The sequence below is a fragment of the Enterobacter cloacae complex sp. P16RS2 genome (genome assembly GCF_014982155.1).
Classification (GTDB): domain Bacteria; phylum Pseudomonadota; class Gammaproteobacteria; order Enterobacterales; family Enterobacteriaceae; genus Enterobacter; species Enterobacter cloacae_M.
Genome location: NZ_JADCKW010000024.1, coordinates 69,773 through 83,250, shown reverse-complemented (window position 1 = coordinate 83,250; position 13,478 = coordinate 69,773). Strand labels below are relative to the sequence as shown.

Sequence of the window (13,478 nt, the reverse complement as noted above, 5' to 3'; positions counted from 1 at the left end):
AGGATAGCTAACACGTGTACGCTGAACAAGTCCGATCAGTTCGAACTAAACCAGCCCAGCCAGCGTAACGGCCATGGATAACGATGACGAGCATCCTGCTGTGTCGCCTGAGCTATGCGCTCCTGGATAGTCTGCATCAGGGTAGTTTGCCCTTCGCCATCCCATACCAGATTTGTCAGTAAGGGTAGCGCATCCTCAATCCCTTCGATGGCCCAGATGGCGAATTGCTCTTGCTCAACCGCATCCAGAATATCCTGACTGAGGCTCAAATGGCGTGCGTTGGGAGCAGGAATAATCACACCCTGTTTACCGTTTAAACCGCGCTGCTGACAGATGGAGAAGAAGCCTTCAATTTTTTCGTTGAGGCCTCCCACCGGCTGGGCACGACCAAACTGGTCCACCGAACCGGTGATCGCGATGTTCTGATTGATGGGCACTTCCGCCAGGGCGCTGATTAAGGCGCACAGCTCGGCCATAGAGGCGCTATCGCCATCCACTTCGCTGTAGGACTGCTCAAACGTCAGCGAGGCGGAGAAGGGGATCTGTTGCTCAAGCTGCAGCTCTGACATCAAAAACGCCTGCATGATCATCATGCCTTTCGCGTGAATGTTGCCGCCCAGCTCGGCTTTCCGTTCAATATCGGTGAACTCGCCATCGCCAATGTGCACAACGCAGCTGATACGGGACGGTTCCCCGAATGCGCGCGGATGTCCGGGAAATTCAATCACCGACAGGGCGTTGATTTGCCCGACGCGTTCGCCTTCGGTTTCAACCAGAATTTGTTCCAGCAGAATTTCATCCTGCATACGGTCGGCAAGATAGCCTTCTCGCCACTCACGCTGAGCCAGCATCTGAGTGAGGTGTTCTCCGGTGAACGCCCCGTTACCGCTGATCACACCCACTTCACGCAGCTGTTTGCCGATCCAGAGTGGGCAAAGCGGCAGCGTTTCCTGGTCACCGGTGTAGCGTACCGCTTCGCGGATTAAGCCCGGCCACGCGTCAGCCGCAGGGGTTGGCAGCGCAAAACGTTCAGCAACGTCCATCACCCACTGGCACCACTGCGCCATATCGTCGGCGTCAGCAATCTGGACGTTGTCTTCGTATTCGCTATACACCGCCTGCTCAGCGAGTTCTGGCTCCATTTCCTGGAAGTCCGCCAGCGATTCACGGTCGCCCATCAGCACGACGGTCAGCGACAGCGGCATAGACGGAACAGAGACAGGCAGAGGACGAGACTCATCGTAGCCGACCCAGTCGAAACGCTGCTGGTGCACGATAGTTTTCAGACGCATCCATAGCAGCGGCTGCGAGAGCAGGGTGCGCAGTGAGATGATGAGAACACCGCCATTTGCGCGATGTACCAGCCCCGGCTGCAGCGAAAGTTCGCCATTAAACTGGCGCAGACAACCAAAGAGTTGTTCCGCCTCGACCCAGTTAGCGGTAATCACTTCGCCTTTAACGGCAAAACGGCCATCGGCCAGCGCCGTTGGTTCGAAAGTGACATCATGTCCCGCAATACGATACTGGCCGCCAAAAACTGCGTTCGCTTCCGGCTTCAGCTGGCGCACGGCATCTCCGAGCAGCGTCAGGTATTCCGCTTCTTCCGGGGCCTTGAGCAGCATGAAGGGCGCAGTTGCCCAGGGGCTTAACACCTGCTCCAGCGCGTAATGCAAACGGGGCTGCGTATCGCTAAGGATGAATTCGTGTTCTTTTGCGAGTTCGGGCTGTGCAAACAGTTCCTGGTAACTTTCGGTATCCGGAACAAGGTCACGCCATGCAAGTTTCGTAATGGTCAAAGTTGATGTTTTTTAGTCAGATGTAAAAGCGTGGAGTATACCGTAAGCGGGGGGCTGTACCCAAGCAGGATTGGGGATTTCGACAGGGTGAATGGATGCATTCACTCACAGGATATGATTTCTTTTCAGCAGATTGCTAAAAAACTGATATTCTGAACAGAGTTACGTGGTAACACTGAGATCGCAATGAAATATCAACAACTGGAAAATCTCGAAAGCGGCTGGAAATGGAAATACCTGGTCAAAAAGCACCGTGAAGGGGAGCTGATCACCTGCTACATCGAAGCCAGCGCTGCGCAAGAAGCCGTGGATATTTTGCTGACCCTCGAAAATGAACCGGTACAGGTTAACGGGTGGATTGAGAAACACATCAATCCTGCGTTGTTAAACCGGATGAAGCAAACTATCCGCGCGCGACGCAAACGGCATTTTAATGCTGAGCATCAGCACACTCGCAAAAAATCAATCGACCTTGAGTTCGTTGTCTGGCAGCGCCTGGCCGGGCTGGCACAACGACGGGGAAAAACGCTGTCGGAAACCATCGTGCAGCTGATTGAGGATGCAGAACATAAAGAGAAGTACGCCAACCAGATGTCGACGCTGAAGAACGACCTTCAGGCTCTGTTGGGTAAAAAGTAGATTTTTTACTTTTCTTCAGACAATAAAAAACCCCGCATGGCGGGGTTTTTTTATAAGACGATAACTTATGCCGCTGGCTGAGTTACAACGTCTTTGATGCCTTTAACTTCGATCTCTACGCGACGATCTGGAGCCAGGCAGTCGATCAGTGCAGCGCGAGCTTTCACGTTGTCACAGGTGTTGCCAGTAACTGGGTTAGATTCGCCCATACCACGTGGGGAGATCTTGTTAGCTGGGATACCTTTAGAGATCAGGTAATCAACAACAGACTGAGCACGTTTCTCAGACAGTTTCTGGTTGTAAGCGTCAGAACCGATACGGTCGGTGAAGCCCAGAACCACTACGGAACCGTCTTTAGGATCCAGGTTGCTCAGCTGGGTGTACAGCTGATCCAGTGCCTGCTGGCCTTCTGGTTTCAGAGTCGCTTTGTTGAAGTTGAACAGAACGTCAGACTTCAGAGTGAAGTGCTTGGTCTGTACTTCTGGAGCTGGAGCCGGCGCTGGAGCAACAACTGGTGCTGCTTCTTCCTGCTGGCCGAAACGGTAGGAAACACCTACGCTCAGCATGCCGTTGTCTGGACGAACACCAACGGTGTTGCCGTCGCCGATGTTGTTAACCCACTGGTATTCCAGACGGGTAGCGATGTCACGGGTCATAGCCCACTCAACGCCACCAGCGAATACTGGGGAAACACCGGTGTCATGGTTGTCGCCAGAAATGTTGTTGCTGGAGTCAGCACGCCATACCATGCCGCCCAGACGGGTGTACACGTCCAGATCGTCAGTGATTGGGTAGCCCAGTTTAGCGGTCAGTTGAACGCCCTGTGCTTTGAAAGCGCCGTTGATGGTGTCGCCTTTGTATGGCATACGACCTAACCAGTCGTAACCCATTTCAAAACCAACATACGGGTTAACCTGATAGCCACCGAACGCACCTGCACCAAGCTGGCTCTCGTGAGTTGGGCCATCATTGTTCAGGCTGCTGTTGTACCAGCCGGTGTCGTGGAACTGAGACCAGCCCAGTTTACCACCTGCATACCAGGTATTATCTTTCGGAGCGGCCTGCGCTACGGTAGCGAAGCCAGCCAGTGCCACTGCAATCGCGATAGCTGTCTTTTTCATTTTTTGCGCCTCGTTATCATCCAAAATTCGCCATGAAAGTCTCAAGAGAGAATCACGGTTAAATCCTTCACCGGGGGGCGTGGTCAAATATAAATCTACCGATATCTTCGGCTTAGGCCGAGCACCCCTGGCGATGTAAAGTCTACAACGTAGCTGAAAACTTACAAGTGTGAAGTCCGTCAGGCATATGAAAAAAAAAGTTCCGTATACCGATTATTTAACATTTTTCGAACGAATTTTGTGCAATAAAATTAAGGAGAACCGCACCAGACAAGCCTTGCCGCAATTTTGTGACCGGGAACTTTAATGCCATCTTGAGGTCAAAAAAAATTCCAGGAAAAATCTTAATTTCACTCAATGATACAAATTTGAGTGAATTTTTAGCCCAGAAAGTTGTCCTCTGCGGTAAGAATCCGATCGAACCGGACGCATAATGAACCCGATCGCATTCCCTTCTTCGGCTGCTTCAGTCAGACGGTAATGCTCCTCTTCCGTCAATTCTTCTTGTAGCCATCCAATCACCACGCTGTAATTTCCGGTGCGTAACGCGCGGATCATCGACTCAACGGTATCGCACGGCGGGAGCTGATTAATTTGCATGACCTTGGTAAGCGGAAGGCCTGCGGACTGAACCCACTCACGGCTCAGTTTTTGCTGAGGCGTTAGCCAAAGCTGCCAGCGCGATTGCTGACCAAGCTGTTGTAATAACGGCAACAACAGAAGTTGCGTCAACAGGGGCTGGTCTTCACGATAAACCACTTCACTGATAAGCCCCGTGGAAACACGCTCGACGGAATTCTGCGCGACATTGCCTGCGGTAGAAGAGAGAGAGGTTGAGCGATTTGCATAGCCTGAAGTGTGCATATTCATTCCAGCCCTGTAGTTACTGTATGGATATACAGTAACCCCTGTATGCATAAAGATCAACCTCATTTTCGGAAAGCGACTCGCAAAATTCATTCAATGTTGATGTCCCTCGAAAAATCATCTTGCTCATCGGCGATAAGTTGCCTATTTTCCTGCTAACGGATCCGCTAGTAAGAAATTTCGTTGTTACTTTATGATTTTGAAGGGAAATATCATGAAAAAGATATCTTATGAACGGATTTATAAATCCCAGGAATACCTCTCCCCGTTGGGCGAGATTCATCATCGCGCGCTGTTTGGAGGCTATACCCTGGCGGTGGATGATGCGGTTTTTGCCATGGTGTCAGACGGAGAGCTTTATCTTCGCGCCTGTGAGGAGAGTGCGAAATACTGTGTAAAAAATGCCTCCTCTTTTTTAACGTTGATGAAGCGAGGCCGCCCGGTGCTGCTCAACTATTATCGTGTTGATGATGGATTATGGCAGGACAGGGAGCGGTTGCTTCAGCTCTCCTTGTTTGCGCTCAGTGCGGCAAGAAAAGAACGCTATCAGCGCCATCAACGAAACCGACTTAAGGATCTGCCGAACCTGACGTTTCAGCTTGAAGTCTTGCTCTTTGAAGCTGGCATCACCAATGAGGAAACGCTGCGGGCGCTGGGTGCAAGAGCGAGTTGGCTAAAGATGCGGGCAAAAAACAAAGCACTGAGTATTAAAGTGCTCTTCGCGCTGGAGGGGGCCATTGTGGGACTGCATGAGGCGGCACTCCCGGCAGGCATTCGCCGGGAGTTGACGGAGTGGTTTAATGCGCTGCCTGAGCCACAGGAGAATCACTCCTCCAGGTAGCGATTTGCTGTTGCAGCCGGCAAATTTCAGGCAGCAGAGCGATAAGCAGGCCTATCTGCTGAAGAACCAGTGGCGCTTTGCTGTCGTTTCCCGGGTCAAGATGCGCAATGCGTTGAGCCAGTTCATCCAGCGCCAGTTGAACGCGTGGCTCATCGGCCGGACGGTGATGAAGCGCGTCGTCAACATAGCAGACGGCGTCATCGAGCAGGTTGAGAATACCCGGGTTGGTGAGTTTCTCACGGTGGGCACCCAGCGTCGAAATATAGCTGGTGAACGTATGGTTCAGGCAGAGCAGGCGGAACGCGGTCTCACGGATCTCCGCCGTGGCGTGAGGCTCCGTTGACATGTTAGAAACAACGGAGGCCAGTTCTGCATCACTGTTGTGCGCGTCGCGACGTGCTATCCGGTAAGCCAGGCGGTTATCGCGCCCCTGGTGGTACTGCTCAAGGATAGCGTCAAGGTATCGGCAGTTGGCGTTCATCGCCCTGTCCACCACGCGCGGCAAATTACGGAAGCGCCAGTCCGGCCAGATAAAGCTGACCGCGGCCCAGGCAATCACACAGCCAATCAGGGTATCGATCACGCGGGGCAGGGCGACTTCAAACCCTTCACCCAGCAGGTTAAAGCAGAGCAGCACCAGCAGCGTAATGAACATGGTGGCGTGGGCGTACTGCACGTTGCGAAACGAGAAGAACAACACGCCGGTGATCACAATCAGGATCAGTTGACCTTCAACGGAGGGCACGAAATAGAGCACCGGAAGGCCAATCGCGACGCCGACCAGCGTGCCGATAATACGCAGCGCAAGACGGTGTCGGGTGGCGTTATAGTTCGGCTGGCAGACGAACAGGCTGGTCAGCAGGATCCAGTAGCCGTGGTGCAGCCCGGTTATCTGGATAAAGGCATACCCCACGCATAGCACCAGCGACATTCTTACCGCGTGGCGAAAGAGAGCCGACTCCGGCGTAAAGTTACGGCTCAGACGCAGCCACATATCGCTAACGCTGTGCACGCTGTCATCAGCAAGCTGATTTTCCACCTCACTGCCCGGCAGCGCCATCGCCTGTTCGGACTCAATGGTTGCCAGCTGGGCATCAATCGCCCGCAGGTTGTTCAGCAGAAAGCCCAGCGCTTTGATGTGCTCCGGTGACGTTCCGCTGGCCTGAACGCGGTCGAGCGCCGCATCAAGATGGCTGAATACCCGTTCAAAGCGTGGGTCATGCTGATAGGGCGTGCGCAGCAGAATGGAGCGCGAGAGCTGCTGGCACGCCTGGGACTGCATGGACAGCAGGCGCTGGAAGCGGAACATTACGTCGCTGTAGCGGAACTTCTCTCGCAGGGCCGCATACTGAACGTGTGAGGAGCTGGCACGTTCGTGAATGTCCTGGGCGGCAAAATAGTAGTGTAAGGTCCTTCGCGTTCCGCGCTGACCGCGATCGCCGCGCAGACGGGTAAGCAGAGAGGCTTTTGTCTGGTTAAGGGTGGCGACCAGTTGGCCATTTGCCAGCGCCAGATCGTAGAGCGGAGCCTGGCTTTCTTCCTCAATATCCGGGTCGAACAGCCGGGATTTCAGTTCCAGATAGTGGGCTAACTGCTCAAAGCTGCGGGCAAGGTTATCCTGCAGCGGGCGAACCGGGAAGATCAGATGACCGGTTAGCGTCAGCAGGTTATACCAGATGGCGCCCAGCAGCAGGAGAACCGGCTGCTGGTACCACTGGTCGTACAGGGAAACGCCCAGCATGGTGTAGATGGCGATCAGCAATGCACCAAACGCGATGGTGGCATAGCGCTGCCCGAGGCCGCCCAACAAAATAAACCCGCTGGTTGAGAGCGTAAGGCCCAGGGCAAACAGCCAGGGCCACGGGAAAAGCAGCTCAACGGACGCTGAAGCAATGAAAAAGCAGACGAGCGTAATGACCAGGTTACGTAAGCGCCCGGCCAGACGATCGTCCAGGTCCGCAAGCGCCCCGGCCACCACCCCCAGCGTGAGCGGAATGGTGAGTTTGACATCATTCAGCCACCAGGGCAGGGCAGCCGTGCCGCAAAGCGCGATAAATATCCTGACGTTGTATAGCCAGGTGCTGTTCCAGGTATAACGGCGAAGCAGTGGGCTTAGCATAAACGCGGCCGGTCCTTATTTACTGAAAACGACGACGCGCGTTTGCTTCACGCGCCGCCTGGGCCACTTCTACCGGAACTACCCTGCGACCGACGGGCCAAAGGGCGATGGCGGCGATCTTAAAGTTCGCTATCCCCACCGGAATACCAATAATCGTGATGCACTGTGCAATACCGGCAAAAATATGCATGATGCACAGCCACCAGCCGAAGAAAATCAGCCACAGAATGTTCAGCAGGGTTCCACCCGTATTCATCAGGGCGTTTTTGCTCTCCGGATTCAGTTCGTCAACGTGGATGGCTTCATTCCCGTAGGGGATTAAGGAGAGCTTTGTGATTTCCCAGCAGGAACGGGTCAGGGGAAGCGTGAAAATCAGGACGATGCTCACCAGCGTGGCGAAAAGCCAGGAAAGGGTGGTGGCAAAACCGCCCAGCACAAAATTCAACACATTCAGAACGGTACGCATAAACCCTCACTTCCTTTCGATAAAATTAACGCCCAATGATTGTAACGTTTTTTTAGGCTGGAGCACCTTAAAACTGGCAGTTAAACTGTCAGGTAAATTATCTCTTCGTGGATTTGGCGGAACATGGAACTGAAAGCAACGTCGTTAGGCAAACGCCTGGCGCAACACCCTTACGACAGGGTGGTTCTCCTTAATGCCGGGGTGAAAGTCTCCGGGGAACGCCACGAATACCTTATTCCGTTTAACCAGCTTCTGGCTATCCACTGTAAACGCGGGCTGGTGTGGGGCGAGCTGGAGTTCGTTCTGCCTGACGATAAAGTCGTGCGTCTTCACGGCACCGAGTGGGCGGAAACCCAGCGTTTCCATCATCACCTGAACGCACTGTGGCAGCAGTGGAGCCAGAATATGAGCGTAATTGCTGCCCAGGTGCTGCAGCAGGTGCTGGACGATATCGCGCAGAGCAACGCACAGCACGCGTGGCTGACCCGTCAGCAGACCGCCGGGCTGCAGCAAAAGATCCGACAGGCACTCTCGGCGCTGCCGCTCTCCGTGACGCGTCTCGACGAGTTTGACAACTGTCGCGACGCCTGGCGCCAGTGTCAGGCCTGGCTAAATGATAAGGATAAAAGCCGTCTCGCTCACAATCAGGCGTGGACGGACGCCATGCTTACCCAATACGCCGACTTTTTCAGTACGGTGGAATCTTCACCGCTCAATCCGGCCCAGGCGCGCGCGGTGGTCAACGGTGAGCAGTCGCTGCTGGTGCTGGCGGGGGCCGGTAGCGGTAAAACGTCGGTGCTGGTGGCGCGTGCCGGCTGGCTGCTGACGACCGGAGAAGCGGTAGCCGATCAAATTCTGCTTCTGGCCTTTGGCCGTAAGGCTGCCCAGGAGATGGACGAACGCATCCAGGAACGCCTTCACACGCGGGATATCACGGCCAGAACCTTCCATGCCCTTGCGCTGCATATTATTCAGCAGGGCAGTAAAAAAGTGCCTTCCATCAGTAAGCTGGAAAACGACGCGCAGGCGCGTCAGGCGCTGTTCATCAAAACGTGGCGCCAGCAGTGCAGTGAGAAAAAAGCGCAGGCGAAAGGGTGGCGTCAGTGGCTGGAGGAGGAGCTCGGCTGGGAGGTGCCAGAGGGCAGCTTCTGGCAGGATGACAAACTGGCGCGTCGTCTGGGTTCGCGACTTGACCGCTGGGTCAGCCTGATGCGAATGCACGGTGGAACGCAGGCAGAGATGATTGAAAGCGCACCGGAGGCGATCCGCGATCTGTTTTCGAAGCGGGTCAAGCTGATGGCTCCGCTGCTGAAAGCCTGGAAAACCGCGCTGAAAGAGGAAAATGCCGTCGATTTCTCCGGTTTAATCCACCAGGCCATCATCATTCTTGAAAAGGGACGTTTTGTCAGCCCGTGGAAACACATTCTGGTGGATGAGTTCCAGGACATCTCTCCGCAGCGTGCTGCACTGCTCTCGGCGCTACGGGCGCAAAATAAACATACGTCGCTGTTTGCGGTGGGTGACGACTGGCAGGCCATCTATCGCTTCAGCGGGGCGCAGCTCTCCCTGACGACCGCGTTCCACCACTATTTTGGCGAAGGGGATCGTAGCGATCTGGACACCACCTACCGCTTCAATTCACGCATTGGTGAGATCGCCAACCGCTTTATCCAGCAAAACCCGCATCAGCTGGCCAAGCCGCTCAATAGTCTGCGCCCAGGGGATAAAAAAGCCGTCACCCTGCTGGCGGATGACCAGCTGGAGCCGCTGCTGGACAAGCTCAGCGGCTACGCGAAGCCCGATGAACGTATTCTGGTGCTGGCGCGCTACCATCACCTTAAGCCCGCGGCGCTGGAAAAAGCCGCCACCCGCTGGCCGAAACTGCAGCTTGAATTTATGACCATTCACGCCAGCAAAGGGCAGCAGGCTGACTATGTGATTGTGGTGGGGCTGAAAGAGGGGAGCGACGGTTTCCCGGCTCCGGCCCGCGAGTCGGTGATGGAAGAGGCCCTGCTGCCGGTGCCGGAAGATTTCCCGGATGCCGAAGAGCGGCGTTTGCTGTATGTGGCCATCACCCGCGCGCGGCATCGCGTGTGGCTGCTGTTTAATAAAGAGGAGCCATCCGTGTTTGTCGATATCCTGAAGAGTATTGATGTGCCGGTAGCGCGTAAACCATAACGATGTCAGGAAAGATTTTCCAGGCCGGGTAAGGCGTAGCCGCCACCCGGCAAAAAAACTACTTCAGTCTATCGGAAAGATAACGCTGATAGTCCGGAATAAGGATATCAACCGGCGAGTTAAACTGCGGTGATTCGATGATGAAATCCGCCGTCGATAGGTTCGTCGCCACCGGAATATTCCACACCGTCGCCAGGCGCAGCAGCGCTTTAACATCCGGATCGTGCGGAACCGCGTTCAGCGGGTCCCAGAAGAAGATCAGCACATCAATTTTCCCTTCGGAAATCTGCGCGCCGACCTGCTGATCGCCGCCCATCGGACCGCTCAGCATGGCATTCACCTGCAGACCCGTTTCGCGCTGGATCAGGTTACCGGTGGTGCCTGTCGCCGACAGGGCGTGCTTTTCCAGCGAAGACTGATGGCGGCGAACCCAGTTAAGCAGCATTTGTTTACAGTGATCGTGCGCCACAAGAGCAATGTGTTTGCGCTCAGGCAGCGTGCGTGTTGTCAATTCCATAATCATATCCATCAGGTTAACTGACTACACGATGACGGGAACCGTCTGACGCTGCAAGAGAAAGGCGTAAAAAATGTGGCTTATGATGAAGGTTGTTGTTTTGCCCACTGTAAAAAACGGGACCGCGTGTCGGGATCTGCCTGCTGGAACCAGAATTTAAGGCGCTGTTCCGTCAGGGTCTGGGACTGGGGAGGAATAACGTCCAGTTCAGAGACGCCGGATAAAAGCGTACTGTCGTCCGCCATCATGGTGGCAAACTGCGGAAGCGAGGCGCGTTTCCCCGCTTTGTTATAGGTCTGGGTCGCGGCCTCGTAATCCGGGCCTTTCGGTGAGGTCGTTAACGCCAGAATATCCAGCTTCGCCGGAATCGGCATCGCATCCCCGTCCAGCAGTTCAACGCGGGGTGATGCGTCGAAGGCCGCAGATTCCTTCTCCGTTTCAAGGCGAGGCAGGGTGATATTCACCTGACTGATTTGCCGGGTATTAAAGCTGACGATCAGCGGCGGGGAGATGTACATCCGTTGCTCGTGATTAGCCAGACCGATCGGCTTTTCTACGCGGAAGACCAGCTGATGCGGCCCGTTATCTAACTCGATGCTGTCTGCACCGCGCAATAACGAGCTGGAGACCTTTTTTCCGTCCAGTACAAGGAGATCAATGTCGGTAGAGAGCCGGAGGGTGGTAGCAAAAACGCAGACCGGCATCACTAACGCAATCAGAGCAGTGGCAATACCGGTTTTCATAGAAGGCTCCCGTCAGAAATCCTGTCGCCGCATTAATGTATCTAAATTTTTCGATAATCATGTTTACTAACATATAGACATATTTCGCCGTTTTGCCCTCATGCATCTGTATGGGATGGATGGTTGAGATGTGCGGTTTGGCGTACACTTTTAAAAAAGCCAGGAGAAAAACCATGAAAGAGAACGATATTGCCGAGATTCTGACATCCACGCGTACTATTGCGCTGGTCGGCGCGAGCGATAAACCCGATCGTCCAAGCTATCGGGTGATGAAATACCTTCTCGATCAGGGCTATCACGTCATCCCGGTGTCGCCAAAGGTGGCGGGGAAAACATTGCTGGGCCAGCAGGGTTACGCCACGCTCGCTGAGGTGCCGGAAAAAATTGATATGGTCGATGTCTTCCGCAATTCCGAGGCGGCGTGGGAAGTGGCGCAGGACGCTATTGCCGTAGGGGCGAAAACGCTGTGGATGCAGCTGGGCGTGATTAACGAGCAGGCCGCCGTGCTGGCGCGGGATGCGGGGTTGAAGGTTGTCATGGACCGCTGTCCCGCGATTGACATCCCCCGTCTGGGGCTGGCGAAGTAATAAAAAAAAGCCCGTATCGGGCTTTTTTTACACGCTTAGTTCCGCAGGCGCGGGGCCTGTAACTGTTTGCGGATAGTCTGAGCAAGTTCATCCATTGTGGGTTGCTCCGGATGCTCTTCCTGCAGCTCGCTACTCAGCTGCGCTTCGGCCAGATAGGTGTGAACGGGTTGTCCATCATCACCTTCCATTACCACGTGGTACCAGGGCGCGGCGCGAAGCTCTGCGTTCACCGCCAGCTCGTCTGCTGACGGTTCATCAAGGGAATACTCCGGGTCGATATCCACGACCACACCCAAATACCCTAGCAAAGTGTGGCGGACCTGCTGGCCGATACCGAATTTGCTGGCAATCATAGTCACCTCCCGGGAAACACTACTTACACGTTATGTGCGGGCAATATTTCTCTTTTCAAGTTACATGACGCGACAGGCAAACCCTTTCAGATACAGTCCTTCCGGGTAGGTAGCAATCACGGGGTGATCGGCTGCCTGACGGAACTGCTCTATAAATTGTACATCACGGCCAGCATCTATTGCGGCATCGGCGATGATTTTCTGAAATAAATCTGTGGTCATCAGGCCGGAGCAGGAGAAGGTGAGCAGAACCCCGCCCGGGTTCAGCAGCTGGATAGCCAGCATGTTGATATCTTTATACCCGCGGCACGCGCCCATCAGCTGGCTTTTGTTTTCCACAAACTTTGGCGGATCCATCACGATGACGTCGAACTTCTCGCCCTGGTCGCGATATTTACGCAGCAGCTTGAATACGTCATCGCGTACAAACTCCGCTTTGCTCAAATCCAGCTTGTTGAGCTCGACGTTCTGTTTTGCCACGTCCAGCGCTTCCTGCGAGGTGTCCACGCTCACCACCTGAGCACAGCCGCCCATCAGCGCTGAAACGGCGAAACCGCCGGTATAGGAGAAGCAGTTCAGCACGCGTTTGTCGGCAACGTACTGACGCGTAGCCAGACGGCTGTCGCGCTGGTCGAGGTAGTAACCCGTTTTGTGCCCGCCCTGAATATCCACCAGCAGCTTCATGCCGTGCTCTTCAATCGGCAGCAGGGCCGGTGGCAGTTCGCCCGTTACGGGCCCCTGAGTCAGCTCCATGCCTTCTTTTTTGCGCACCGCCACATCGCTGCGGTCGTAAATGGCACACTGCGGGAACAGCGTTTGCAGCGCGCTGATCAGCGCGGCACGCTGGTATTCCGCTCCGGCGCTCAGGAGCTGCAGCACCAGGAAGTTACCGAAGCGATCGATGGTCACGCCCGGCAGGCCGTCGGACTCACCGGCAATCAGGCGGTAGCTGTCCAGCCCGTCGCGTTTTGCCAGCCAGTCGCGCCACTGCTGCGCCTGCTGCAGACGGCGAACGAAGAAGTCGATGTCGATGGTTTCATCTTTATCAAACGTCCAGACGCGAGCACGGATCTGGGACGCTGGCGAGTAGGCGCCGCGCGCTAACCATTTCCCCTGATGGTCAACGATATCAATGGTTTCACCGAGGCTGGCTTTGCCTTCCATACGGGCAACCGCGCCGGAAAAGACCCAGGGATGACGGCGCAGTAATGATTTCTCGCGCCCTTTGGCTAACACTAAACGTACACTCAT

General features: G+C 54.8%; 13 protein-coding genes. 4 read left to right on the top strand and 9 right to left on the bottom strand.

Annotated elements, in window-relative coordinates:
- Nucleotides 1-35 precede the first annotated feature (35 nt).
- Nucleotides 36-1,796, bottom strand: coding sequence for a Lon protease family protein (locus INF68_RS16360; RefSeq protein ID WP_126787251.1), 1,761 nt, complete (start codon nt 1,794-1,796; stop codon nt 36-38).
- Between the two features lie 186 nt (nt 1,797-1,982).
- On the opposite strand from INF68_RS16360, the gene matP reads away from it, so the two are divergent.
- The gene (gene matP / locus INF68_RS16355) at nt 1,983-2,435 is read left to right on the top strand and encodes a macrodomain Ter protein MatP (RefSeq protein ID WP_008499929.1); all 453 of its coding nucleotides are present in this window, start codon (nt 1,983-1,985) and stop codon (nt 2,433-2,435) included.
- A gap of 65 nt (nt 2,436-2,500) precedes the next feature.
- Here the strand turns inward: matP and ompA are convergent, their stop codons facing one another.
- Entirely contained in the window at nt 2,501-3,556 is a 1,056-nt protein-coding gene (gene ompA, locus INF68_RS16350; RefSeq protein ID WP_023311028.1) for a porin OmpA, read from the bottom strand.
- Between the two features lie 354 nt (nt 3,557-3,910).
- A complete protein-coding gene (gene sulA / locus INF68_RS16345; protein ID WP_126787250.1) occupies nt 3,911-4,420 on the bottom strand; it encodes an SOS-induced cell division inhibitor SulA in 510 nt (169 codons plus the stop codon).
- A gap of 217 nt (nt 4,421-4,637) precedes the next feature.
- Between sulA and INF68_RS16340 the strand changes: the two genes are divergently transcribed.
- Nucleotides 4,638-5,264: a TfoX/Sxy family DNA transformation protein gene (locus tag INF68_RS16340; RefSeq protein ID WP_126787249.1), complete on the top strand. Its 627-nt coding sequence runs from the start codon at nt 4,638-4,640 to the stop codon at nt 5,262-5,264.
- Here the strand turns inward: INF68_RS16340 and yccS are convergent.
- Together yccS and INF68_RS16330 are read right to left on the bottom strand one after the other, a co-directional pair.
- Entirely contained in the window at nt 5,221-7,383 is a 2,163-nt protein-coding gene (gene yccS / locus INF68_RS16335; protein ID WP_126787248.1) for a YccS family putative transporter, read from the bottom strand. The two genes, INF68_RS16340 and yccS, sit on opposite strands and share 44 nt — an antisense overlap.
- Before the next feature lie 19 nt (nt 7,384-7,402).
- Nucleotides 7,403-7,849, bottom strand: a complete 447-nt coding sequence (locus INF68_RS16330; RefSeq protein ID WP_023311032.1) for a YccF domain-containing protein — start codon at nt 7,847-7,849, stop codon at nt 7,403-7,405.
- Between the two features lie 123 nt (nt 7,850-7,972).
- Here INF68_RS16330 and helD point away from each other — a divergent pair, with 123 nt between their 5' ends.
- The gene (gene helD / locus INF68_RS16325) at nt 7,973-10,027 is read left to right on the top strand and encodes a DNA helicase IV (RefSeq protein WP_126787247.1); all 2,055 of its coding nucleotides are present in this window, start codon (nt 7,973-7,975) and stop codon (nt 10,025-10,027) included.
- A 58-nt stretch (nt 10,028-10,085) separates the two neighbouring features.
- On the opposite strand, the gene mgsA is transcribed toward helD, so the two are convergent.
- A complete protein-coding gene (gene mgsA / locus INF68_RS16320) occupies nt 10,086-10,544 on the bottom strand; it encodes a methylglyoxal synthase (RefSeq protein ID WP_023311034.1) in 459 nt (152 codons plus the stop codon).
- An 80-nt stretch (nt 10,545-10,624) separates the two neighbouring features.
- Complete coding sequence (locus INF68_RS16315; protein WP_126787246.1) at nt 10,625-11,287, bottom strand: DUF2057 family protein; 663 nt, start codon at nt 11,285-11,287, stop codon at nt 10,625-10,627.
- Between the two features lie 173 nt (nt 11,288-11,460).
- Here INF68_RS16315 and INF68_RS16310 point away from each other — a divergent pair, with 173 nt between their 5' ends.
- Nucleotides 11,461-11,874 (top strand): CoA-binding protein, encoded by a 414-nt coding sequence (locus INF68_RS16310; RefSeq protein ID WP_023311036.1) that lies wholly within the window; start codon nt 11,461-11,463, stop codon nt 11,872-11,874.
- Between the two features lie 35 nt (nt 11,875-11,909).
- Here INF68_RS16310 and hspQ read toward each other — a convergent pair whose 3' ends face one another.
- Nucleotides 11,910-12,227: a heat shock protein HspQ gene (hspQ, locus tag INF68_RS16305; protein WP_008499919.1), complete on the bottom strand. Its 318-nt coding sequence runs from the start codon at nt 12,225-12,227 to the stop codon at nt 11,910-11,912.
- Nucleotides 12,228-12,287: 60 nt separating this feature from the next.
- Nucleotides 12,288-13,478, bottom strand: a complete 1,191-nt coding sequence (gene rlmI, locus INF68_RS16300; protein WP_061715623.1) for a 23S rRNA (cytosine(1962)-C(5))-methyltransferase RlmI — start codon at nt 13,476-13,478, stop codon at nt 12,288-12,290.